At 66.4% G+C, this 22,437-nt stretch carries 19 protein-coding genes and 2 pseudogenes; 12 read left to right on the top strand and 9 right to left on the bottom strand.

Annotation, left to right across the window (positions count from 1 at the left end):
• Nucleotides 1-171: 171 nt before the first annotated feature.
• The 3 genes from ACFZCE_RS14225 (at nucleotide 172) to ACFZCE_RS14215 (ending at nucleotide 2,801) form a co-directional block, all read left to right on the top strand.
• Nucleotides 172-978: a TatD family hydrolase gene (locus ACFZCE_RS14225; protein WP_390939950.1), complete on the top strand. Its 807-nt coding sequence runs from the start codon at nucleotides 172-174 to the stop codon at nucleotides 976-978.
• Nucleotides 979-1,054: 76 nt separating this feature from the next.
• Nucleotides 1,055-2,287, top strand: coding sequence for a methyl-accepting chemotaxis protein (locus tag ACFZCE_RS14220; protein WP_390939948.1), 1,233 nt, complete (start codon nucleotides 1,055-1,057; stop codon nucleotides 2,285-2,287).
• Nucleotides 2,288-2,612: 325 nt separating this feature from the next.
• Nucleotides 2,613-2,801: a hypothetical protein gene (locus ACFZCE_RS14215; protein WP_390939946.1), complete on the top strand. Its 189-nt coding sequence runs from the start codon at nucleotides 2,613-2,615 to the stop codon at nucleotides 2,799-2,801.
• Here ACFZCE_RS14215 and ACFZCE_RS14210 read toward each other — a convergent pair.
• From ACFZCE_RS14210 to ACFZCE_RS14190, 5 genes are read right to left on the bottom strand one after another with little or no spacing between them, the layout of a single operon-like run.
• Nucleotides 2,798-3,562, bottom strand: coding sequence for a CHAD domain-containing protein (locus ACFZCE_RS14210; protein ID WP_390939944.1), 765 nt, complete (start codon nucleotides 3,560-3,562; stop codon nucleotides 2,798-2,800). The two genes, ACFZCE_RS14215 and ACFZCE_RS14210, sit on opposite strands and share 4 nt — an antisense overlap.
• Complete coding sequence (locus tag ACFZCE_RS14205) at nucleotides 3,559-5,535, bottom strand: transglutaminaseTgpA domain-containing protein (RefSeq protein ID WP_390939943.1); 1,977 nt, start codon at nucleotides 5,533-5,535, stop codon at nucleotides 3,559-3,561. Before ACFZCE_RS14205 ends, ACFZCE_RS14210 begins: the two co-directional genes overlap by 4 nt.
• Nucleotides 5,532-6,488, bottom strand: coding sequence for a DUF58 domain-containing protein (locus ACFZCE_RS14200; RefSeq protein WP_390939941.1), 957 nt, complete (start codon nucleotides 6,486-6,488; stop codon nucleotides 5,532-5,534). Before ACFZCE_RS14200 ends, ACFZCE_RS14205 begins: the two co-directional genes overlap by 4 nt.
• Nucleotides 6,485-7,402, bottom strand: coding sequence for an AAA family ATPase (locus tag ACFZCE_RS14195; RefSeq protein ID WP_390939938.1), 918 nt, complete (start codon nucleotides 7,400-7,402; stop codon nucleotides 6,485-6,487). The genes ACFZCE_RS14200 and ACFZCE_RS14195 overlap by 4 nt, the downstream gene beginning before the upstream one ends.
• A 57-nt stretch (nucleotides 7,403-7,459) precedes the next feature.
• Nucleotides 7,460-7,738, bottom strand: a complete 279-nt coding sequence (locus ACFZCE_RS14190) for a hypothetical protein (protein WP_390939936.1) — start codon at nucleotides 7,736-7,738, stop codon at nucleotides 7,460-7,462.
• A 147-nt stretch (nucleotides 7,739-7,885) separates the two neighbouring features.
• On the opposite strand from ACFZCE_RS14190, the pseudogene ACFZCE_RS14185 reads away from it, so the two are divergent.
• Nucleotides 7,886-8,555, top strand: a pseudogene (locus ACFZCE_RS14185) (patatin-like phospholipase family protein); the annotation flags it as partial.
• Nucleotides 8,556-8,626: 71 nt separating this feature from the next.
• A pseudogene (locus ACFZCE_RS14180) lies at nucleotides 8,627-8,917 on the top strand (alpha/beta hydrolase); the annotation flags it as partial.
• On the opposite strand, the gene rnhA reads toward ACFZCE_RS14180, so the two are convergent.
• Together rnhA and ACFZCE_RS14170 are read right to left on the bottom strand one after the other, a co-directional pair.
• Complete coding sequence (gene rnhA, locus ACFZCE_RS14175) at nucleotides 8,914-9,360, bottom strand: ribonuclease HI (protein WP_390939934.1); 447 nt, start codon at nucleotides 9,358-9,360, stop codon at nucleotides 8,914-8,916. The pseudogene ACFZCE_RS14180 and the gene rnhA overlap by 4 nt on opposite strands.
• Nucleotides 9,361-9,380: 20 nt before the next feature.
• Entirely contained in the window at nucleotides 9,381-10,148 is a 768-nt protein-coding gene (locus ACFZCE_RS14170) for a methyltransferase domain-containing protein (protein WP_390939932.1), read from the bottom strand.
• A gap of 68 nt (nucleotides 10,149-10,216) precedes the next feature.
• Here ACFZCE_RS14170 and gloB point away from each other — a divergent pair, with 68 nt between their 5' ends.
• The 7 genes from gloB (at nucleotide 10,217) to ACFZCE_RS14135 (ending at nucleotide 19,974) form a co-directional block, all read left to right on the top strand.
• Nucleotides 10,217-10,993: a hydroxyacylglutathione hydrolase gene (gene gloB / locus ACFZCE_RS14165; RefSeq protein WP_390939930.1), complete on the top strand. Its 777-nt coding sequence runs from the start codon at nucleotides 10,217-10,219 to the stop codon at nucleotides 10,991-10,993.
• A 100-nt stretch (nucleotides 10,994-11,093) separates the two neighbouring features.
• Nucleotides 11,094-12,509, top strand: a complete 1,416-nt coding sequence (locus ACFZCE_RS14160; protein WP_390939929.1) for a transglycosylase SLT domain-containing protein — start codon at nucleotides 11,094-11,096, stop codon at nucleotides 12,507-12,509.
• A gap of 114 nt (nucleotides 12,510-12,623) precedes the next feature.
• Entirely contained in the window at nucleotides 12,624-14,435 is a 1,812-nt protein-coding gene (locus tag ACFZCE_RS14155; RefSeq protein WP_390939989.1) for an ABC transporter substrate-binding protein, read from the top strand.
• A complete protein-coding gene (locus ACFZCE_RS14150; protein WP_390939927.1) occupies nucleotides 14,432-16,276 on the top strand; it encodes an ABC transporter substrate-binding protein in 1,845 nt (614 codons plus the stop codon). Before ACFZCE_RS14155 ends, ACFZCE_RS14150 begins: the two co-directional genes overlap by 4 nt.
• Nucleotides 16,276-17,352 (top strand): microcin C ABC transporter permease YejB, encoded by a 1,077-nt coding sequence (locus ACFZCE_RS14145; RefSeq protein ID WP_390939925.1) that lies wholly within the window; start codon nucleotides 16,276-16,278, stop codon nucleotides 17,350-17,352. The genes ACFZCE_RS14150 and ACFZCE_RS14145 overlap by 1 nt, the downstream gene beginning before the upstream one ends.
• Entirely contained in the window at nucleotides 17,352-18,371 is a 1,020-nt protein-coding gene (locus ACFZCE_RS14140) for a microcin C ABC transporter permease (RefSeq protein WP_390939923.1), read from the top strand. The genes ACFZCE_RS14145 and ACFZCE_RS14140 overlap by 1 nt, the downstream gene beginning before the upstream one ends.
• A 1-nt stretch (nucleotide 18,372) precedes the next feature.
• On the top strand, nucleotides 18,373-19,974 hold the full coding sequence (locus tag ACFZCE_RS14135) for a dipeptide ABC transporter ATP-binding protein (protein ID WP_390939921.1): 1,602 nt from the start codon (nucleotides 18,373-18,375) through the stop codon (nucleotides 19,972-19,974).
• 51 nt (nucleotides 19,975-20,025) lie between these two features.
• On the opposite strand, the gene ACFZCE_RS14130 is transcribed toward ACFZCE_RS14135, so the two are convergent.
• Complete coding sequence (locus ACFZCE_RS14130) at nucleotides 20,026-21,897, bottom strand: SurA N-terminal domain-containing protein (RefSeq protein WP_390939919.1); 1,872 nt, start codon at nucleotides 21,895-21,897, stop codon at nucleotides 20,026-20,028.
• Between the two features lie 167 nt (nucleotides 21,898-22,064).
• Nucleotides 22,065-22,337, bottom strand: a complete 273-nt coding sequence (locus tag ACFZCE_RS14125) for an HU family DNA-binding protein (RefSeq protein ID WP_390939916.1) — start codon at nucleotides 22,335-22,337, stop codon at nucleotides 22,065-22,067.
• Nucleotides 22,338-22,437 lie beyond the last annotated feature (100 nt).

The following is a 22,437-nucleotide window of genomic DNA, read 5'->3' as shown; positions in this document are numbered from 1 at the left end:
AGCCAGCCCGGCTAGCCAATAAGCAAGGCCCAGGCCACCCTCGCCCACCCTTGCCGTTGTACCGGGCTGCGCCCAAGGCCGGCTCAGACCCCACGCGAAAGCTGAAGTTCTTGATTTTATTGAAATACCCCGGCTCTGCTATGCTGCCCGCGGCCAAGGCGAGGAAGCACCATGCAATTGATCGACATCGGCGTCAACCTGACCAACCCCTGCTATGACGGCCAACACGAGGCCGTGATCGAGCGCGCGCGTGGCGCTGGCGTGGTGCAAATGGTGCTCACTGGCACCAGCGTGGAGGGCAGCGAACAGGCTCTGGCGCTGGCCCAACGGCATGACCCCGCCGCGCAGCGGCTGTTCAGCACCGCCGGCGTGCACCCCCACGACGCCGCCCAGTGGAACACCGCCAGCGAGCGACAACTGGCAGCCCTGCTCGACCAGCGGCAGGTGGTGGCGGTGGGCGAATGCGGGTTGGACTTCAACCGCGATTTTTCCCCACGCCCCGCCCAGGAGGCGGCCTTCGAGGCGCAACTGGCGCTGGCGGTGGAGCACCGGTTGCCGGTGTTCATCCACGAACGCGAGGCCCACCCGCGGCTGCTGGCCATCCTCAAACCGTTCCGTGATCGTTTGCCGGCGGCGGTGGTGCACTGCTTCACCGGCGAGCGCCAGGCGCTGTTCGGCTACCTCGACCTCGACCTGCACATCGGCATCACCGGTTGGATCTGCGACGAACGCCGCGGCACCCACCTGCATGAACTGGTCGGCAACATCCGCCCCGGCCGGCTGATGCTCGAGACCGACGCCCCCTACCTGCTGCCGCGGACCCTGCGGCCGAAGCCGAAAAGCCGCCACAACGAACCGGCCTTCCTGCCCGAGGTGCTGCGCGAAGTCGCCCGCCACCGCGGCGAAACCGAGCAGCAACTGGCGGCCCACAGCAGCGCTTGCGCGCGCGCGTTCTTCGGGCTGCCGGCGCTGGATTGATCTGCGTCAACAAAGCCGTCATCTTGGCAGCAGACAATACTGGCGCAGCGCTATTACTGACTGTCGAGAGTTCCCCATGCATTGGCTCCGCAACCTTTCGCTCAAATACAAATTCTGGGCGGTGAACGCCGTGGCGTTCGTCACCACCTGCCTGCTCGTGCTCTACGCAGTGCACCTGGAACAACAAGCGCTGGCGCGGGTGGCGCAGCCGGCGCCGGGTTATGCCGAGGTGTTTTTCAACCGCCTGCCCAACTATGCCGTGGCGGTGCTGCTGTTGATGTTGCTGCTGCTCGCCGCCTCGCAGTTGCTGATCCGCTTTTTGCTGGCCCAGCTCAATACGCTGCGCGACGTGATGGTCAGCGTCGAGCGCAGCGGTGACCTCAACGCCCGGGTCGCCGTGGCCGGCGCCGACGAAGTGGGCCAGATGGCCAGTGCCTTCAATGCCTTGCAGGCCGGCTATGGCCGGGTGGTGGGCACGGTAGCCAGCACCGCCGGGCAACTTGACACCGGCGCCGCCAGCCTGGCGGCGAGCATGGGCCAAGTGCGCCAGGGCATGCTCGGCCAGCAGAGCGAAACCGAGCAGGCGGCCACCGCCATCCAGCAGATGACCAGCACCGTGCAGCACATCGCCGAGCACGCCAAGGCCACCCGTGAGTTGTCTGAGCGCGCCGACCAGCTCACCGGCAGCGGCCAGCAGGCGGTGGCGCGGGTCAGTGAATCGATCGCCGGGTTGTCTGGCGGGGTGCAGCAAACCGCCGAGATGATCCAGCACCTGGCCCAGGACAGCGAAAAGATCACCAGCGTGGTCAACGTGATCCACAGCATCGCCGAGCAAACCAACTTGCTCGCCCTCAACGCAGCCATCGAAGCGGCCCGCGCCGGCGACATGGGCCGGGGTTTCGCGGTGGTGGCCGATGAGGTGCGCAACCTGGCCAAGCGGGTGCAAACCTCGACCGATGAGATCACCACCATGGTCGGTGCCCTGCAGGCCGGTACCCGCGATGCGGTGGACTTCATGCGCGACAGTTCGATCAAGGCCGACGCCTGCGTCGAGCAGGCCAGCGAGGCCGGCGGCGCGTTGGCCAGCATCGCTGGCGCGGTGCGGCAGATGCGCGACAGCAACACGCAGATCGCGGTGGCGGCGCAGCAGCAGGCCCAGGTGGCCGAAGACATGAGCCGCTCGGTGCTGAACATTCGCCAGGTGACCGAGCACACCGTGCAACAAACCCAAGGCTCGGCGGCCACCAGCGATGAACTGGCGGTGCTGGCGGCAGGGTTGAACCGGGCAATTGGGCAGTTGCGCTTGTGAGGTGCCTCGCCCGGCACTGCCGTAGTGCTGTTCACTTAAGCAATCAGAGGGCTAAATTGAGGGTGAAAAGCCCTGATTTCTCCCGGTAGTTTTACCGAGCGCATGGCCTGACTGGCCCCTCGCCCGGCACAGCCGGCCTCCCACCAGAATTGTGTAAGTACTTGATTTACGAGGCAGCATAGAACCCGTGGGAGGCCGGCTGTGCCGGGCGAAGGGCCCTTCAGCCAAGCACCCGCGCTATAACCCCCATAGGCACTTTCGATTCGTCGCGCGCCAGCGGCGGGGCTACGCTGGTAACAAGAACGGTTTACTAGGAGTGCCCGCCATGATCCGCCGCCTCGCCGCCATCGCCCACCCCCACCACGCCCAGGCAGACGCGCGCCAAGCGTCGCCGCTGGCGCTGCCGATGCTCAGCGTGGGTGTGCTGCTGATCGGCGCCGGCCTGGCCTGCGCCAACCCGGTCGAAATGCTCATCGGCGGGATCTGCCTGGCTGCCGCCGCCGCCCAGCGCTAGGCCTTCAGCGCTTTTTGCAGGCGTACCAGTGCCTGATCGGCCACGCCTTCGAAGCGCACGAGGTCGGCTTGCCAACCTTGGGTCATCGGCGCCAGGTCCTGTTGCTGTTCGGCCAGGGCCAGCCATTGCAGCCGGTCGTGCCAGTCACCCAACGCGCCCTGCGCGCGTTTGAAGGCCTTGGCCACCTTAGCGCCCACCCCCGCACGCGCCGGGTACGCCTCGCCGGCATAGCGCACGCGCTTGATCAACAAACGCAGCCGATGGCGGTCGTGAGCCGGGTCGGCCAACGCTTCGGCGAGCTTGGTGTGCTGCTTGCCCAGGCGTTTGTTCAGGCGCCGGCCCAGGCCTTTCATCACGCCATTGCGTTCGGCGGTGCGCAGCAGCGGCACCACCGCGTCGAGCAGGCGCATCAATTGGCCGAGCACGGCGCTGCCGGCCACCCGGCTGAAGCCGTCGAGCGCCTGGCGCAAACGCGGCGTGGCCAGTTCCCCATGGCCATGGGCGGCCAGGTGCGCGGCCAGCACTTCGCGATCACGCAACGGCGTGGTGAGTTCGCCCACCGCCTTGGCGGCCACCTCCAGGCGGTCGATGCCGGGCAACCCGCGCAATGGCCGCAGCAGGCTGCGCAGGCGCCGCACAGTGGTGCGCAAATCATGCAGCGCTTCGCTGTCGGTGTGCGCGCGCAAGCGCTCGCGGCAGGCCATCAGGCGGGTTTCCAGGGCGATCAGTTCGGCGATCGCGCCGTCGAGTGTTGCGCTCATGGTGTCGGTTTCCTAGGGGTGATGCCTGGCCGGCCGAGGTTGCGCCGCAAGCTGGCCAAGTGCAAGGCCAGCACATCCGCCGAGGGCGGCAGGCCGGCGTAACGCTGTTGCCCGAATGCCTGGGCATAGGCGTGGATCGGTTGCTCACAATGCGGCAACGCCTTGGCGGCGCGCTCGGCGAAGGCGTAGGGGCCCTCGCCGGGGGCGCGCACCAGCGCATGGCGGCGCAACAGCCGCTCGAACCGTTGGAAGCTGCGCGCCAGCGGGTCGGCGCGGCGTTGCCAGGGCTTGAGCAGGCCCAGCGCCAACAGCGCGACGATAACGCCCGCGGCGATGGGCAGCACCCAGCCGGCCCAGCTTTTGAACCAGCTCAGCAGAAACTCGCCTTGTTGCTCCTGCTGGTAGCCGAGCACCCAGCGCTCCCAGCCATAGTTGAGGTTTTCCCAGGCCAGGCGCAGGGCATTGAGCCACGCCAGGTCGCGGTAACGTAGCATCGAGAAACCAGCGTTCTGCAAGAACGGTTCATCGGCATCCAGCGCCTCGGCCAAGCCCACGTCGATACGCTGCGGGGCCACCGCGAAGGTTGGGTCTGCCCGCGTCCAGCCCTGGCCCTGTTGCCAGTATTCGACCCAGGCGTGGGCATCGTATTGGCGCACCGCCAGGTAATTGCCGCTGGGGTTGAGCTCGCCGCCCTGGTAGCCGACCACCATCCGCGCGGGGATGCCCGCGGCGCGCAGGGCGAAGGTCATAGCGCCGGCGTAGTGCGCGCAAAAGCCGCGGCGGGTGTCGAAAAAAAAGCCGTCGATGGCGTTCTCGCCGAGGGTGTCGGGGCGCAGGCTGTAGTGGTAGTCCTGATCATGAAAGCGCTGCAGCATGGCTTGCACCAAGGCCGCCGGTTGCGGGTAACGGCGGGCCATGCCGGCCGCCCACTCACGGATGCGCGGGTCTCCGCTGGCGGGCAGTTGCAGGTTTTGCTGGCGCAGCGCGGCGGGCAGCGCCTCGTCGCGGCGCACCTGTGGCCAGGACTCCACCCCGTAGTACAGCGGCTGGTCCACCGGGCGGCTGCGTTGCAAGCGGTAGTCCAAGCCCTGGCGCACGTTCGGTGAGGCGGTGCGGGCGACGTCCAGGGCGAACAGCCAGGGGTGGTCGCTGGGCTCCTGGATCACCCGGTAGCGCCAGGGCTCACCGACCGGCTGCCAGGCTTGCACCGGCTGGAAGCGCGACAACCCGCCCTGCTGCCAACGGGTGCCGTCGTAGCGTTCGAGGGTCAGCGCGCGCCAGTACAGTTCACGGCGTGGCGGCAGCGGGCCATCGAAGCTGGCCCGGAAGGCCAGCTCCGGTGACTGCGCCAGGTTGGCGATGTCACCGGGGGCGATCACATCGCTCAGCCCGGTACGGGCCTGGCCACTGTTCAGCGGCAATGACCACAACGGCGCCATCCGCGGGAAGAACACAAACAGCAGCAGCGCCAGCGGCACCGCCTGCAACAGCAGCGCCGCGCCGCGCTTGAGCGGTGGCAGCAGGCGTTCGCCAGCGCCGCCCTGCAGGCCGACCATCGCCGCCAGCAGCGCCGCCAGCGGCAACAGGCTGTACAGCGCCCACGGCAGGCTGGCGTCGAACAGGTAGGCCACCACCTGGCAGAACAGCCCGAGCAGCAACAGCACCCAGGCGTCGCGGCGGCTGTGCAGCTCAAGCAGCTTGAGCAAGAACGCCGCCATCAGCAGCGCCGCGGCCGACTCCAGGCCAAAACTGCTGCCACTGCTGAAGTACACCGCCAACGCCGCCAGCAGCACCATCGCCGTGCGCACCAGGCGCCCCGGCGCGCCAGCGCGCATGCGGTACATGGCGATGCGCCAGGCGCTGCAGGCCAGCCACAGCAACAACAACCAGGGCGGCAACTGCAACCACAGCGGCACCAACAGCAAGGCCTGGCCGATCAACAGCCAGGTCAGGCCTACCCGTGGCAGGTTCATGGCCGCGCCCCGAACAGCGCCAGGGCCCGCAAGCAGGCCTCGCGGTGGGCTTCATCGCAGGCCGGCGGCAACGCCACCCCGGGCAGGCGCAGGGCGAACGGGCGCTGCTGTTCGGTCAGTTGCAGCACCCAGTGGCAGAGGATCGACAGGCGCTGTTCGGTGCCGCCGCGCAGGGCGAGAAAGTCCAGCGCCACTTCCTGGCCGCGCTGCTCGCCAAAGGCTTTGATCAATAACGGCCCGCCGCGGGACCAGGCCTTCCAGTTCAGCCGCCGCCAGGTATCACCCGGCTCGTACGCCTTGAGCCCCTGAAAGTCATCGGTGCCCTGCCCCACCACCTGCAGCCCCACCTGCTCGTGTTCATCGGCGCTGGCCGGTTGCAGTGGCAGGTCACCGGCCAGCGGCTGCGGGTACACCAGCACGCGCTGGTCGCTGCGGACCCAGCTCCAGGCACACAGCAGCCCCAGCGGAAACTGCGTGCTCAGGCGCACCCGGGGCGCCGCCAGCCAGCCACGCTGCTGGGTCGGCCAGGGCAGCTCGAGCCATTGCACATGGGCCGGAAGCAGGTCGGCGCTGGCCAACGGCTCACGGCCCCAGCCCACGGCGATGGCCTGGTGGGCCTTGCCGGTGCTCTCCAGGCGCAGGGTAAAGCGCGCCTGCTCGCCGGCGAACACCGCCGCCGGTGCCGCGCTGCCCACCTGCAGGCCGCTGAGGTTGCGGTAGGTGTGGAGGATGGTGACGATGAACAGCGAACCAAGCACGAACACCAGCACGTAAGCCATGCTGTTTTGGTAATTGATCGCCGCCAGGAGGATCAGCGCCAGGGTCAGGGCGTAGCCCAGCCCGGCGCGGCTGGGCAGGATGTACACCCGCTGGTGGTCGAGCAGCACCTGCGCCGCCACCGGCGCGCGGCGGTCCTGCCAGCGTTGCAGGCGCGCCGCCAGGGCGGCTTTCACAGCACCGGCACCTCGCGCAGCAACCATTGCACCAGGGCGCCGCCGCCCTGCCCGGTGGGGTCGGCGCGCTCGCGCAGGCGGTGGCTGGCCACCGCGGGCAACACCGCTTGCACATCTTCGGGGATCACGTAATCACGCCCGGCCAGCAGTGCCCAGGCCCGCGCCGCCGCCACCAATGCCAGGCTACCCCGCGGCGACAGCCCCCAGGCGAACTGCGCCTGGGTGCGGGTGGCCTCGACCAGCCGCAGCAAGTAGTCGATCAGGGTGTCGGTGACCCGCACCGCACGCACCTGGGCCTGCACCTGCTGGAGTTGCTCAGGGCCGAACACCGCCGGCAGGCGCGGCAGCAAATCACGCCGCGCCTCGCCCATCAGCAGGGCTTTTTCCGCGGCATGGGCCGGGTAGCCCAACGACAGCCGCATCAGAAAGCGGTCGAGCTGGGATTCCGGCAAGGCGAAGGTGCCGCCCTGGTGGCTGGGGTTCTGGGTGGCGATCACGAAGAACGGCGAGGGCAACGCGCGGGTGCTGCCTTCGATGGTCACCTGCCCCTCCTCCATGGCCTCGAGCAAGGCGCTCTGGCTTTTCGGGGTGGCGCGGTTGATTTCATCGGCGAGGATCAGCTCGGCGAAAATCGGCCCTTCGTGGAACACGAACCGGCCGCTGTCCTTGTCGAACACCGAGGTGCCGAGGATGTCGCTGGGCAGCAGGTCGGAGGTGAACTGAATACGCTGAAAGCTCAGGCCCATAATCCGCGCCAGGGCCTGGCTGAGGGTGGTTTTGCCCATGCCGGGCAAATCTTCGATCAATAAGTGGCCGCCTGCGATCAGGCAGGCCAGCGCCAGGCGCACCTGGTGTTCCTTGCCGAGCAACACGTCGTTGATCGACTCGAGGCTTGCGTCCAACAGCGCGCGCATGCCAGTGCCTCCGCAGTGGGCGGCACGCCCCGGGCGGGCCGGGGCGTACGGGTTACATCAACGTCCGGCGCGGGATTCGCGAATGTAGAAGCGCGCTTTCTCGGCCTTCTCCGAACACCCATCGTACTTCTCGAACTGCTGCTGGGTTTTCGCGGCGGTCAGCAGCGACAGCGCCTTGGAGTAGCTCACGGTGCCCGCAAAGCCTTCGGCTTTGGCCAGGTCCAGTTCGTGCCAGGCCGCATCCAGCTGGGTACCGCAGGTTTCGCGGTAAGCCGTGCGGCCGGAACAACCTGTCAGAACTACGATCATCAACGGCAGGCAGAACCAGGCTTTCATTTTGAGGAGTCCTCAGCAAGTGGAACAGCGATTGTGCACGTAAGACGGTGCCCGTAGCAAAAAGTGCCACTACCAGAGTGTTGCCAATTGCCGCGGCGGGCGCGGATAAGGCAAGGTGGGCAAATCCAAATGTAAGGGCGTATTTCAATGAGCAAACGCGTAGCCCTTGTCCTCGGCTCAGGGGGCGCCCGAGGGTATGCCCACATCGGCGTGATCGAAGAGATCGAACGGCGTGGCTACGAGATTGCCTGCATCGCGGGCTGCTCGATGGGCGCGGTGATCGGCGGGGTGTATGCCGCCGGCAAGCTCGGCGAATACCGCCACTGGATCGAACAACTCGACTACCTCGATGTGCTGCGCCTGCTCGACGTCAGCTTCCGCCTCGGGGCGATCCGCGGCGAGAAAGTGTTCGGGCAGATCCGCCGCATCGTTGGCGAGATCAACATCGAAGACTTGCCCATCCCCTACACCGCGGTGGCCACCGACCTCACCAACCAGCAGGAAATCTGGTTCCAGGAAGGCTGCCTGCACCAGGCGATGCGCGCCTCGGCGGCGATCCCGAGCCTGTTCACCCCGGTGCAGCAGGGCCACCGGGTGCTGGTCGATGGCGGCCTGCTCAACCCCTTGCCGATCGTGCCGGTGGTGTCGAGCCACTGTGACCTGATCGTGGCGGTGAACCTCAATGCCACCAACCACAAGCAGTACAGCCTGCCGGTGGTGGAACGCCCACCCGCGTTCAAGGGGCGCTTCGACAAGCTGGTGGGGCAGATCGGCTCACGCCTGCCGCTACGCCGGCGCCCGGCCGAGGCCTTGCTGGCCATGGAGCACGACGCGATCACCCTGCCCGCCAGTTGGGACGGCGAAGCCCCGGCGCTGACCCTGCAAGGCCCACCGAACGCCCCGGAAGACGACGGCGCGCCGGCCTCGGCCAGCGACTCGGTGATCATCGATAACGTGGGGCCGGCGTCGCTGCTGGATTTGATCAACCAGAGCTTCGAGGTGATGCAAACCTCATTGGCCCAGTACAAGATCGCCGGCTACCCGCCGGATGTACTGATCAACGTGCCCAAGCGGGTGTGCCGGTTTTTCGAGTTTTACCGGGCCCCGGAGCTGATTGCGCTGGGCCGTTTGATTGCGCGGGATACCTTCGAGGTGTACGAGCGCGAGCACAAGCACTAACGGGCGCCGCGGATTTCGTCCACCCCACGGTTGGCCAGGGCGTCGGCGCGCTCGTTGCCGTGGTGGCCGTTGTGCCCGCGCACCCACTGCCAGGTGACCTGGTGGCGGTTGACCTGCTCGTCGAGCAGCTTCCACAGGTCGGCGTTTTTCACCGGTTGTTTGGCCGCGGTGTGCCAGTTGCGTTTTTTCCAGTTGGGCATCCATTCGCGGATGCCCTTCATCACGTATTCGGAGTCCGTCACGAGGGTAACGGCGCATTCGCGCTTGAGCGCTTCGAGGGCGCGGATGGCGGCGGTCAGCTCCATGCGGTTGTTGGTGGTGGAGGTTTCGCCCCCCCACAGTTCCTTTTCCACACCTTTATAAACCAGCAGTGCGCCCCAGCCACCCGGTCCTGGGTTGCCCTTGCAGGCGCCATCGGTGTAGATCTCGATCAGGTCGCTCATCGCGTGTTTCCAGTAGAAAGTCAGTGCTCGCTGTCGCGCCGGTTGGCCCTGTTGACCTTGGCCAGCGGCAGCGGCAGCAGCTTGCCCATCGGTTCACGGCGCGGCGGGCGCAGGGGCCGCAGGCCCACCACCAGCTTGCGCGCGACCAGGATGTAAAAGCCGCCGCCAGCACTTTGCCAGCCGCCCGCCACCCGTTCCCAGCCGGCCAGGCGCGCCTGCCAGACCGGCGAAGCGAGCGGCGGACGATAGCAGCCGAAGCGTTTTTTCTCCAGCGCGAAGCCCAGCAGGTTGAGCCAATCGGTCACCCGCGAGGCGGAGAAACAGCGCGCCTTGCGCAGCGCGCCCTGGCCGAAGGCATGGCGCACACCCCAACTGCTCCAGGGGTTCAGCCCGACCACCACCAGGTGCCCGCCGGGGCGCACCGCCTGGGCCGCCTCCCGCAACAGGCCATGGGGCGAGAGGCTGAAGTCGAGGCCATGCTGGAGCACCACCAGGTCCGCGGCGTGTTCGCCCAGTGGCCAGGCTTGTTCTTCGCAGACGATTTGCACGCCCGGCAGCGGCGCGCCGAGGCGCACGTGGTGCTGCACCTGCTCGGCCACCGGCGGAGCGTCGGCCTGAGGGCCGTAATGCACCAGGTAGCCGCCGAAGAACTTGCGCAGTTCTTCGGTCAGGGCCTGGTGCTCCTCGCGCAGCAACAGTTGCCCGAGGGGGCCGGCAAACCACTCTCGGGCCTCGGCGATCAGGGCCAGCCACTGCGAATCGGCTTGCGCAAAGGCGTCTTCGGTCATTGTGTTCTCCCGGATGCACGCGGCTGGGCTTAAGATGAGCGCCACACTCATGTTCGATGGATACCGCCATGATACAGGTACATACGCTGCGGGCGTTCAACGATAACTACATCTGGCTGTTACAGGATACCGCACAGGGCACCTGCGCCGTGGTCGACCCGGGCGATGCCAGCCCCGTGCTGGCATGGCTGGCCGAACACCCCGAGGCGCGGCTGACCGACATCCTCATCACCCACCACCATAACGACCACGTCGGCGGCGTGCTGGCGCTCAAGGCCCAGAGCAACGCGCGCGTGCACGGCCCGGCCGGCGAGGCGATCCCGGGGCGCGACGTGGCCCTGCGCGAGGGCGACCAGGTCGACGTGCTGGGGCGGCACTTCGAGGTGATCGAGGTGCCGGGCCATACCCTCGGCCACGTTGCCTTCTACCAGCCGGCGCCGGCGCCGCTGCTGTTCAGTGGCGACACGCTGTTCGCCGCCGGCTGCGGCCGGCTGTTCGAGGGCACCCCGGCGCAGATGCACGCTTCGTTGGCGCGCCTGGCGGCGCTGCCGGCCAACACCGCGGTGTACTGCGCCCACGAGTACACCCTGAGCAACCTGCGCTTCGCCCTGGCGGTTGAGCCGAACAACCCGGCCGTGGCCGAGCGCTTCGAACAGGTGCGCGCGCTGCGCGAGCGCGATGGCTGCAGCCTGCCGACCAGCCTGGCGCTGGAACACGCCACCAACCCCTTTCTGCGCACCGCTGAAACATCTGTTAAACAAAAGGCCGACGAGTGGCAGGGCCGCCCCTGCGCTAGCGATACGGAGGTGTTCGCGGCACTGCGGGCTTGGAAGGATAAGTTCTAAACAGGGCTTTGTTGCTCCCGCAGGTTCTCAAAGGTTGACCCAAAAAGAGGCACTTCTCTAGAATCCCCCGACCTTTCAGCCTGGAACTTGCACCCCGCCAATGTCGTCAACCACTTGCACCACTCCACTTTCGACTGCATTGACCCGGCTGGCACAGGCAGTGGCGGTGGCCTGCTCGCTCACGCTGGTCGGCTGCCAGAGCACCGCGCAGCTGCCCGAGGAGCCGGCCCCCACGGTGCCGAAACTGGCCAAGCGGGCCCAGCCGCGGCCGGTGTTCCTGGATGCCAAGACCGAGCAGCCGCCCCATGACGTCTGGGACCGCATGCGCCAGGGCTTCCAGTTGCAAGAGGGCGTAGACGTCAACCCGCGGGTCGAGCAGCAGCGCCTGTGGTTCGTCGGCAACCCGTCGTTCCTGAGCACCGCCGCCGACCGCGGCAGCCTCTACATGCATTACATCGTCGAACGCCTCGAAGAGCGCAACATGCCGCTCGAGCTGGCGTTGCTGCCGGTGATCGAAAGCGCCTACAACCCCATGGCGCTGTCCCGCGCCCAGGCGGTGGGGCTGTGGCAGTTCATCCCGTCCACCGGGCGCTACTACAACCTGCGGCAAACCAACCTCTACGATGGCCGCCGCGACGTGACCGCGTCGACCACCGCGGCACTCGACTACCTGAGCAAGCTGCACGACATGTTCGGCGGCGACTGGCTGCTGGCGCTGGCCGCCTACAACGCCGGCGAGGGTACCGTGGGCCGGGCCATCGAGCGCAACCAGCGGCTGGGCCTGCCCACCGACTACTGGAACCTCTCGCTGCCCCAGGAAACCATGGACTACGTGCCCAAGCTGCTGGCGCTGTCCGAGGTGGTGTCTTCACCCACCGCCTATGGCATCGACCTGGAGCCGATCGCCAACCAGCCGTATTTCCAGGTGGTAGACGTCGACCAACGCCTTGACCTGTCGCGCCTGGCGGCGATGGCCGACATCGACGAAGACGAACTCTACCAGCTCAACCCGGCCTTCAAGCGCCGCGAAACCCTCGACCGCCCACAACACCTGCTGGTGCCCACGGCCAAGGCGCAACTGGTCAAGGCCAACCTGGCCGACCCTCGCCAACTGGTGGCGCTGCGCCCTTCCAGCGCGGTGGTCGAGCGGCTGGCCAGCGCCACGCCGGCGCGCACCAGCACCTACAAGGTCAAGCGCGGCGACAACCTCGGCGCCATCGCCAAGGCCAACCGCGTCAGCGTGGGCGACCTGCAGCGCTGGAACCGCCTCAGCGGCAAGCACCTGAAGGTTGGCCAGGTGCTGGTGATGAACGACAAACGCGCCACGGCCGCCGGCAGCCGCAAGGTCGCGGCCAGCAAGCAACGCGCCACCCAGTACAAGGTGCGCAAGGGCGACTCGCTGTACCAGGTGGCCAAGCGCTTCAACGTGCAAACCCAGCACCTCAAGCGCTGGAACCCGCAGGCGGCCAAGGCGCTCAAGCCCGGGCAGATGCTCACCGTCTACCTCGACCGCTGAGCCATACCGCGTAACCCCTCGCCAATCGCGGCGAGGTAGAGACTCTGCTACTGTACCGGCCACACCTTCACTGCCCGGACCTTAGCCGCCCCCATGCGTTTGCCGCTCCTCTCCATGGCCCTAGCCCTCGCCTGCTGCGGCGCCGCCCGCGCCGAGCGGGTCGAAAGCCATGGCTATGCGCAATTCGGCACGCTCAAGTACCCGGCCAGCTTTACCCACTTCGACTGGGCCAACCCGCGCGCGCCCAAGGGCGGCACCTTGCGGGTGATGGCGCTGGGCACCTTCGACACCCTCAACCCCTATACCTTCAAGGGCACCAGCCCCACCGCCACCGCCAACTTCCTGCAGTACGGCGTGAGCGAGCTGAGTGAGCCGCTGATGATCGGCACCGGCCCGTACGACCCCTCCGGCGACGAAGAAACCTCCAGCTACGGGCTGATCGCCGGCTCCGTCGAGTACGCCAGCGACCGCAGCTGGGTGGTGTTCAACCTGCGCCCGGAGGCACGTTTCAACGACGGCCAGCCGGTCACCGCGGCGGATGTGGCGTTCTCCTACCGCACCCTGCTGCACCATGGCCACCCGCTGTACCGCACCAGCCTGCAGGAGGTCGAGCGGGTCGACATACTTGGCCCGCGGCGGGTCCGCTTCGTGCTGCGGCGCAGCGGCAACCCGCTGCTGATCCTGCGCCTGGGCGAGATGCCGGTGCTGGCGCAACACTACTGGAAGGGCAAGGACTTCGAAGCCACCACCTTCGAGCCCGCGGTGACCAGCGGGCCCTACCGCATCACCCAGGTGGTACCGGGGCGCCGCCTGGTGTTCGAGCGGGTGCGCGACTGGTGGGGCAAAGACCTCCCCGCCAACCGTGGCAAGTACAATTTCGACCGGGTCGAGGTGGAGTTCTACCGCGACAAGGAAGTCGCCTTCGAGGCCTTCAAGGCCGGCGAATTCGACCTGTACATCGAAAGCCAGGCGAAGAACTGGCTCAGCGGCTATGACTACCCGGCCGTGCGCCGCGGCGACGTGATCAAAGCGCAAATCCCGCACCAGATCCCCAGCCAGACCCAAGGCCTGTTCTTCAACACCCGCCGCGCCAGCCTCGCCGATGCCCGCACCCGCGAGGCGCTGGGCCTGCTGTTCGACTTCGAATGGACCAACCGCGCGCTGTTCAGCAATGCCTACCGCCGCTCGACCAGCTATTACCCCAACAGCGAATTCGCCGCCCGCGGCCTGCCCACCGGGCAGGAGTGGCTGCTGCTGGCGGCACTGCGCGAGCGCCTGCCGCCCCAGGTACTGAGCCAGCCCTTCACCCTGCCAGCCACCGATGGCAATGGCCTGCCGCGGGAAACCCTGCGCCGCGCGCTCGGTCTATTGGCCAGCGCCGGCTGGCAATACCGCGGCGATCACCTGGTGGATGCCCAGGGCCGCCCATTGCGCCTGGAGATCCTGCTGGTCAACCCGAGCCTGGAGCGGATCCTGCAGCCTTATGTCGAAAACCTGTTGCGCGCCGGGGTCGATGCCCGCCTGCGTACCGTTGACCGGGCGCAGTACAAGCAGCGCCTGGACCAATACGATTTCGACATGATCCTGATGACCCTCAACCAGACCCTCAGCCCGGGCCTGGAGCAATGGCAGTACTTCCACTCCAGCCAGGCCGCGGTCAAGGGCGGCAAGAACTACGCCGGCATCCAGAACCCGCTGGTCGACACCCTGCTCGAGCGCCTGCTGGGCGCGCAAAGCCGTGATGAGCAGGTGGCCGCAGCGCGCGCGCTGGACCGCGTGCTGCTGTGGCAGCACTACATGATTCCCAATTGGTACCTCGATTATCACCGCCTGGCCTACCGCAACCGGTTCGCCTTCGTCACCACCCCGCCCTATTCGCTGGCGTTGAACAGCTGGTGGCTGAAACCTTCGGAGAACACCCCATGATTGTGCCGCATGCCCTGCTTCGGCAGGCCTGCACGCTGTGGCTCGCGACCTGCTCCAGCCTCGCCCTGGCCGCCGGCCAGCACGCCCTGACGCTGTACAACGAACCGCCCAAGTACCCCGAGGGCTTCAGCCACTTCGCCTACACCAACCCCGACGCGCCCAAGGGCGGCACCCTGCGCCTGGCCCTGGTGGGCGGCTTCGACAGCCTCAACCCGTGGATCGACAAGGGCGTACCGGCCTCCCAGGTGAGCTATGTGTACGACACCCTGATGGTGCAGAGCCTCGACGAACCGATGACCGAATACGGCCTGGTCGCCGAGCGCGCGGAAAAAGCCCCCGACAACACCTGGGTGCGCTTCTACCTGCGCCCGCAGGCACGCTTCCAGGACGGCCACCCGCTGCGCGCCGAAGACGTGGCCTTTACCTTCAATACCCTGATGAAAGACGGCGCGCCGTTCTGGCGCGGCTATTACGCCGACGTGCAAAGCGTGGAGGTGGAGAACCCGCTGCAGGTGGTGTTCCACTTCAAGACCGGGCAAAACCGCGAGCTGCCGATGATCATCGGCCAGCTACCGGTGCTGCCCAAGCACTTCTGGGCCGGCAAGGACTTCGCCCGCGCCAGCCTCGACACCCCGCTGGGCAGCGGCCCGTACCGGGTCGCCTCGGTGCAGGCCGGGCGTTCGCTGCGCCTTGAGCGGGACCCGAACTACTGGGCCAAGGACCTGGGTGTGAACCGCGGCCAGTACAATTTCGACGCGATCGTCGCCGACGTCTACCGCGACGGCGGCGTTGCCCTGGAAGCCCTTAAGGCCGGCGCGGTGGACTACCGCGAAGAGCGCGTGGCGAAAAACTGGGCCTCGGCCTACGACACCCCCGCCGTGCGCGACGGCAAGCTGATCAAGGAAGAAATCCACAACGGCGCGCCGGCCGGCATCCAGGGTTTTGCCTTCAACCAGCGCCGGCCGCTGCTGGCCGACGTACGCGTGCGAGAAGCGCTGACGCTGATGTTCGACTTCGAATGGACCAACCGCCAACTGTTCAACGGCGCCTACGTGCGCGCCGACAGCTATTTTGGTAACTCCGAACTGGCCTCCAGCGGGCTGCCCAGCGCCGATGAGCTCAAGCTGCTCGAACCGCTGCGCGGGCAAATCCCCGAGCGGGTGTTCACCGAGCCCTACCGCAACCCGGTCAGCGACGGCAGCGGGGTGATCCGCGAGCAACAGCGGCGTGCCTACCAACTGCTGCAGGAGGCTGGCTGGAAGGTGGTCGACGACCGCATGACCGACCGCGACGGCAAGCCGGTGACGATTGAATTCCTGGTGGCCTTCCCCGAATACGAGCGCATCCTGCTGCCGTTCAAGCGCAACCTCAAAGACCTCGGCATCGACCTGGTGCTGCGCCGGGTAGACGCCTCCCAGTACGTGAACCGGGTGCGCGCCAGCGACTTCGACATGGTCATCGATGCCCTGCCGCAATCGGCCTCGCCGGGCAACGAACAGCGCTATTACTTCACCAGCGCCGCCGCCGACCGCCCCGGCACGCAGAACATCATGGGCCTGAAAAACCCCGCCGTGGACCAACTGGTCGACGGCCTGATCAACGCCGATTCACGCCAGAGCCTGATCACCCATGCCCACGCGCTGGACCGGGTGTTGCTGTGGAATTTCGTGCTGTTGCCGAACTGGCGGGTCGACACCTGGCGCGTGGCCTACTGGAACAAACTGCAGCACCCGGCCACCGCGCCGACCTACGACATCGGCCTGATGACCTGGTGGGCCCGCCCCGGCGCCAGTGAGCCGCAGCCGCCCGCGGCGCCCGCCACCGGCCAGGAGGCCCGCTGATGCTTGCCTACATCATTCGCCGCCTGTTGCTGATCATCCCTACCCTGTTCGGCATCCTGGTGATCAACTTCATCATCATCCAGGCCGCACCCGGCGGCCCGGTGGAGCAGGCCATCGCCAAGCTCGAGGGTTTCGACGGCGCCACCAGCCGCATTGGCGGTGGCGGCGGCGCGGAAGTGTCCGTGGCCGGTTCCAGCTACCGCGGCGCCCAGGGCCTCGACCCAGCGCTGATCGCCGAAATCGAGCGCCTGTACGGCTTCGACAAGCCGGCGCCGGAGCGGCTGTGGATCATGATCAAAAACTACGCCCACTTCGACTTTGGCGAGAGCTTCTTCCGCAACGCCCGGGTGACCGACCTGATCATCGAGAAAATGCCGGTGTCGATCAGCCTGGGCCTGTGGAGCACGCTGATCATGTACCTGGTGTCGATCCCGCTGGGCATCGCCAAGGCCACCCGCCACGGCAGCCACTTCGACGTGTGGACCAGCTCGGCGATCATCGTCGGCTACGCGGTGCCGGCGTTTCTCTTTGCCATCCTGCTGATCGTGCTGTTCGCCGGCGGTAGCTACTGGGACTGGTTCCCGCTGCGTGGGCTGACCTCGAACAACTTCGCCGAGCTGAGCCTGCCGGGCAAGGTGCTCGACTATTTCTGGCACCTGGCGCTGCCGGTCACGGCACTGGTGATCGGCAACTTCGCCACCATGACCCTGCTCACCAAGAACAGCTTCCTCGACGAGATCGGCAAGCAGTACGTGGTCACCGCCAAGGCCAAGGGCCTGAGCCCGCACAAGGTGCTGTACGGCCATGTGTTCCGTAACGCCATGCTGCTGGTGGTGGCGGGCTTCCCCTCGGCGTTCATCAGTATCTTCTTCACCGGCTCGTTGCTCGTGGAGGTGATCTTCTCCCTCGACGGGCTGGGGCTGATGAGCTTCGAAGCGGCGATCAACCGCGATTACCCGGTGGTGTTCGGCACCCTGTTCATCTTCACCCTGCTGGGGCTGGTGGTGAAGCTGATCGGCGACCTGACCTACACCCTCGTGGACCCACGCATCGATTTCGAAAGCAGGAAGCACTGATGAGCCTATCTCCCCTGAACCTGCGCCGTTACCAGCGTTTCAAGGCGAACAAGCGCGGCTGGTGGTCGCTGTGGATCTTCAGCGTGCTGTTCGTACTGAGCCTGGGCGCCGAGCTGCTGGCCAACGACAAACCGCTGCTGGTGCAGTACGACGGCCAGTGGTTTTTCCCGGCCTTCGAGCGCTACGCCGAGACCGCCTTCGGCGGTGAATTCCCACTGGAGCCGAACTACAAAAGCCCGTACATGCGTGAGCTGCTGGCGCAACACAACGCCCGCGTGGTGTGGGCGCCGATCCCGTTCAGCTACCAGAGCATCAACTACGACCTGCGCGTGCCCACCCCGGCGCCGCCCTCGGCGCAAAACTGGCTGGGCACCGACGACCAGGGCCGCGACGTGCTCGCCCGGGTGATCTACGGCTTCAGGATTTCCGTGCTGTTCGCCCTCACGCTGACCCTCGCCAGCTCGATCATCGGCGTGATCGCCGGCGCCCTGCAGGGCTTCTACGGCGGCTGGGTCGACCTCGCCGGGCAGCGTTTTCTCGAGGTGTGGTCAGGGTTGCCGGTGCTGTACCTGCTGATCATCCTGGCCAGCTTTGTGCAGCCGAACTTCTGGTGGCTGCTGGGCATCATGCTGTTGTTCTCGTGGATGAGCCTGGTCGATGTGGTGCGCGCCGAGTTTCTCCGTGGGCGCAACCTGGAATACGTGCGCGCCGCCCGCGCGCTGGGCATGCGCGATGGGCCGATCATGTTCCATCACATCCTGCCCAACGCCATGGTCTCGACCCTGACCTTCATGCCGTTCATCCTCACCGGGGCGATCGGCACCCTCACCGCGCTCGACTTCCTCGGCTTTGGCCTGCCGGCTGGTGCGCCGTCGCTGGGCGAACTGGTTGGCCAGGCGAAATCGAACCTGCAGGCGCCCTGGCTGGGCATCACCGCGTTTACCGTGTTGGCGCTGATGCTGAGCCTGTTGGTGTTTATCGGCGAGGCCGCCCGCGATGCCTTCGACCCAAGGAAATAACATGAACGGCACCCTGATCGAAATACGCGACCTGGCGGTGGAGTTCGTGGCCGGCGAGCACCGCCAGCGCGCGGTAGACGGCGTAAGCTTCGACATCCGCCGCGGCGAAACCCTGGCCCTGGTGGGCGAAAGCGGCTCGGGCAAGTCAGTCACCGCGCATTCCATCCTGCGCCTGCTGCCCTACCCCCAGGCCCACCACCCCAGCGGCAGCATCCGCTATGGCCAGCACGACCTGCTCGCCCTGGCTGAAAAACCCTTGCGGCGCCTGCGCGGCAACCGCATTGCGATGATCTTCCAAGAGCCGATGACCTCGCTCAACCCGCTGCACAACATCGAGAAACAGATTGGCGAGGTGCTGGCCCTGCACAAGGGCCTGACCGGCGCGGCGGCCCGTGAGCGCACGCTGGAGCTGCTTGAGCTGGTGGGCATACCCGAACCCGCCAAACGCCTGCGCGCGCTGCCACACGAGCTCTCAGGTGGCCAGCGCCAGCGGGTGATGATCGCCATGGCCCTGGCCAACGAACCCGAGTTGTTGATCGCCGACGAACCCACCACCGCGCTGGACGTGACCGTGCAGTTGAAGATCCTCGAGCTGCTCAAGGATCTGCAGGCGCGCCTGGGCATGGCCTTGCTGTTGATCAGCCATGACCTCAATCTGGTGCGGCGCATCGCCCACCGGGTATGCGTGATGCAAAAGGGCCGGATCGTCGAGCAGGCCGACTGCCAGGCGCTGTTCGCCGCCCCCCAGCACCCCTACACCCGCGAGCTGCTGGCGGCCGAGCCGAGCGGCGCGCCGGCGGCCAACGCCGCCGGCGCACCGATGCTCGAGGTAGAGGGCCTGAAAGTCTGGTTCCCGATCCGCAAGGGCGTGCTGCGCCGTGCGGTCGACCATATCAAGGCCGTCGATGGCGTGGGTTTCAGCCTGCCACGCGGGCAAACCCTGGGCATCGTCGGTGAAAGCGGCTCGGGCAAGTCGACGCTGGGCTTGGCGATCCTGCGCCTGATCCACAGCGAGGGCGGCATCGTTTTCCACGGCCAGCCGTTGCAAGGGTTGTCGCGGCAACAGGTGCGGCCGCTGCGGCGGGAGATGCAGGTGGTCTTCCAAGACCCCTTCGGCAGCCTCAGCCCGCGCATGAGCGTGGGCCAGATCATCGGCGAAGGGCTGCGCATCCATGGCATCGGCAGCGCTGAAGAACAGGAGCAGGCCATCGTCAGCGTGCTCGAGGAGGTGGGGCTGGACCCCACCACCCGCCACCGCTACCCCCACGAGTTCTCCGGCGGCCAACGCCAGCGGGTGGCCATCGCCCGCGCGTTGGTGCTCAAGCCAGCGCTGATCCTGCTCGACGAGCCCACCTCGGCGCTGGACCGCACCGTGCAGCGCCAGGTGGTCGAGCTGCTGCGCACCCTGCAGGCCCGGCACAACCTGACCTACCTGTTCATCAGCCACGACCTGGCGGTGGTCAAGGCCATGAGCCACCAACTGATGGTGATCAAGCAAGGCAAGGTGGTTGAACAAGGGCCGGCCGAGCAGGTGTTCGCGGCGCCGCAGCATCCGTATACCCAGCAGTTGTTGGAAGCGGCATTCGTGACGGGCAAGGGTTGAGCGCCGCCCACAAAAAAGCCCGCTTTCGCGGGCTTTTTTGTTCAGCTCAGATCAGTAACGCTCGATCTTCGCCTTGCTCTCCAGCCACTTGCGGTAGCTGGCGAAGTCTTGCTGGCCATTGCGCGACGACAGGAACTGGCGGTACTGGCCCTTTTCCTCTTCGCTCGGCGCTGGGCCTTCGTTCACGCCATTGAGGCGCACCACCACGTAGCTGCCGTCTTGCAGGGTCACGCCGGCGAAGGTCGGCTTGCCGCCCTCAGGCTTAGGCATGCGGAACACCTGCTGCAGCACTTTCGGGTCAATCCCCTCCTGGCTGCGGGTGACTGCTTCGCTGACCTTCCAGGCCTGGCCGTCCTGGCTAGCGGCCAATGCGACCTTGCCATCACGCAGCCCGGCGATCAGGGCATCGCCCTTGGCCTTGGCGGCATCGCTGGCCTTCTGGCGCGCCAGTTCCTTGCGGATCGGCTCGCTGACGGCCTCTTGGCTCAGTTGCTCGGGCTTGCGGTGTTCCTTCACGCGCACCACCACGGTGGTGTCTGGGTCCAGCTCGATGGCGTTGCTGTTGGCGCCCTCGTCGAGCACCTCCGGGCTGAACGCGGCCTGGATCACCTGGCGGTTGGCGGTGACGCCCTCGCTGCCACCGTCGCGGCCGAACGGCTGCGAGGTCTGCACCTTCAGGCCCAGCTCCTGGGCCGGCTGGGCCAGGTCGGAGGCTTCGAAGGCGGAGTCTTCGAGCTTCTTCGCGGCATCCACGTACAGTTGCTCAACCTGCTGGCTTTTCAGGTCGCGGATGATCTTGTCTTTCAGGCTGGCCAGGGTCGGCACTTTCGGTGCCTGCACGCCCAGCAGCTTGATCAGGTGCCAGCCGTACTGGCTGCGCACCGGCTGCGACACTTCACCTTGCTTGAGGCCATACAGCGCGTCCTCGAAGGCAGGGTCGTACACGCCCTTGCCGGCATAGCCCAGGTCACCGCCATTGTTGGCCGAGCCAGGGTCTTGCGAGGCTTGCTTGGCAACGGTCGCGAAATCTTCACCCTTGGCCAGGCGCGCGGCGATGGCTTCGATCTTGCCCTTGGCTTCGGCATCGCTGACCTTGTCGTTGACTTCGATCAGGATGTGCGCGGCACGGCGCTGCTCGGCCAGGTTGGCGATTTCTTTCTGGTACTGGGCTTGCAAGTCATCGTCGCTGACCTTGGCCTGGTCGAAGAACGCGGATTTTTTCAGCTCCACGTAGTCGATCAGCACCTGGTCGGGGCTCATGAATTCCTTGGCGTGCTCGTCGTAGTAGGCCTTCACCTCATCGTCGCTGACCTTCTGCGCGGTGGCGTCGGCCTTGTAGCTGACGCTGGCGAAGTCGCGGGTCTGCTTGTCGAGGCGGGCGTAGGCGAGGATGTCGGCGTCGGTCACCAGGCCGGTGCCGATCAGGCCCGCGCGCACTTGGGCGACGAGCATTTCGTCGGTGAGCATCTGCCGGAATTGCAGGCGGCTGAAGCCCATCTGGCGGATAACCTGGTCGAAACGGTCGGCGTTGAACTTGCCATCGACCTGGAATACCGGCGTTTGCAGGATTTCCTGGTCCAGCGCGGCTTCGGAGAAGCTGAACTTGCCGTCCTGAGCGCCCTGCAACAGCAGCTTGCGGTCGATCAGGCCCTTGAGGGCGGATTCGCGCAGCATGCGCTCGTCGAGCAACGCGGGGTCGAAGTCTTTGCCCAGCTGTTGCATCAGCTGGCGCCGCTGCATTTCTACGGCCTGGCTGAGGTCGGCCTGGGTGATTTCGTCACCGTTGACCTTGGCGGCGTCCTGGCTATGGCTGGTCGCGCGGAAAATGGCGTCGAAGCCGGTAAGCGCCATCAATGCCACGATAACCGTGATGATGGTCTTGGCAATCCACCCTTGTGAATTGTCCCTGATCTTTTGCAGCATGCTTCCCCCAGAAACGATGGCCGATCATGGCCAACGCCCAGATCTGGATAAAAAAAGGCGCACCCTACTGGGATGCGCCTTCTCGTTACTCGCACAGCGAGCTTTTAGAACTACCCACGCGGCGGGTGCCGCATCCCGGCCCGGCCTCACGGCCCGGCGGGTGAAACTCAGTTGACCGAATCTTTCAGGCCTTTACCAGCCTTGAAGCCCGGGATCTTCGCGGCGGAGATCTTGATCGCCTTGCCGGTTTGCGGGTTACGGCCAGTGCGCTCGGCGCGCTCTTTCACGGCGAAGGTACCGAAACCAACCAGTACCACGGAGTCGCCGGCCTTCAGGGCACCGGTGACGGATTCGATGACGGCGTCCAGCGCGCGGCCAGCGACGGCTTTCGGGATATCAGCGGATGCGGCGATGGCATCGATCAGTTCCGACTTGTTCACTCTAAGTCCCCTTATATCTCTATTGAGTTATTTCTAAATATGTATTCAACGCAATGAAACAGGTACCGGCTAACGTATTTCAGAATGAGCCGCTTTATAA

It is taken from the genome of Pseudomonas sp. NPDC007930, assembly GCF_042958985.1.
GTDB lineage: Bacteria > Pseudomonadota > Gammaproteobacteria > Pseudomonadales > Pseudomonadaceae > Aquipseudomonas.
Note: the sequence above shows the minus strand (reverse complement) of the source record. Positions and strands in the feature narration are given on the sequence as shown.

Bases quoted from the DNA above. Each gene is read 5' to 3' on its own strand.
- ACFZCE_RS14225 (WP_390939950.1), top strand. From the start codon at position 172: ATGCAATTGATCGACATCGGCGTCAACCTGACCAACCCCTGCTATGAC.
- ACFZCE_RS14220 (WP_390939948.1), top strand. From the start codon at position 1,055: ATGCATTGGCTCCGCAACCTTTCGCTCAAATACAAATTCTGGGCGGTG.
- ACFZCE_RS14215 (WP_390939946.1), top strand. From the start codon at position 2,613: ATGATCCGCCGCCTCGCCGCCATCGCCCACCCCCACCACGCCCAGGCA.
- ACFZCE_RS14210 (WP_390939944.1), bottom strand. From the start codon at position 3,562: ATGAGCGCAACACTCGACGGCGCGATCGCCGAACTGATCGCCCTGGAA.
- ACFZCE_RS14205 (WP_390939943.1), bottom strand. From the start codon at position 5,535: ATGAACCTGCCACGGGTAGGCCTGACCTGGCTGTTGATCGGCCAGGCC.
- ACFZCE_RS14195 (WP_390939938.1), bottom strand. From the start codon at position 7,402: ATGCGCGCGCTGTTGGACGCAAGCCTCGAGTCGATCAACGACGTGTTG.
- ACFZCE_RS14190 (WP_390939936.1), bottom strand. From the start codon at position 7,738: ATGAAAGCCTGGTTCTGCCTGCCGTTGATGATCGTAGTTCTGACAGGT.
- rnhA (WP_390939934.1), bottom strand. From the start codon at position 9,360: ATGAGCGACCTGATCGAGATCTACACCGATGGCGCCTGCAAGGGCAAC.
- ACFZCE_RS14170 (WP_390939932.1), bottom strand. From the start codon at position 10,148: ATGACCGAAGACGCCTTTGCGCAAGCCGATTCGCAGTGGCTGGCCCTG.
- gloB (WP_390939930.1), top strand. From the start codon at position 10,217: ATGATACAGGTACATACGCTGCGGGCGTTCAACGATAACTACATCTGG.
- ACFZCE_RS14160 (WP_390939929.1), top strand. From the start codon at position 11,094: ATGTCGTCAACCACTTGCACCACTCCACTTTCGACTGCATTGACCCGG.
- ACFZCE_RS14155 (WP_390939989.1), top strand. From the start codon at position 12,624: ATGGCCCTAGCCCTCGCCTGCTGCGGCGCCGCCCGCGCCGAGCGGGTC.
- ACFZCE_RS14150 (WP_390939927.1), top strand. From the start codon at position 14,432: ATGATTGTGCCGCATGCCCTGCTTCGGCAGGCCTGCACGCTGTGGCTC.
- ACFZCE_RS14145 (WP_390939925.1), top strand. From the start codon at position 16,276: ATGCTTGCCTACATCATTCGCCGCCTGTTGCTGATCATCCCTACCCTG.
- ACFZCE_RS14140 (WP_390939923.1), top strand. From the start codon at position 17,352: ATGAGCCTATCTCCCCTGAACCTGCGCCGTTACCAGCGTTTCAAGGCG.
- ACFZCE_RS14135 (WP_390939921.1), top strand. From the start codon at position 18,373: ATGAACGGCACCCTGATCGAAATACGCGACCTGGCGGTGGAGTTCGTG.
- ACFZCE_RS14130 (WP_390939919.1), bottom strand. From the start codon at position 21,897: ATGCTGCAAAAGATCAGGGACAATTCACAAGGGTGGATTGCCAAGACC.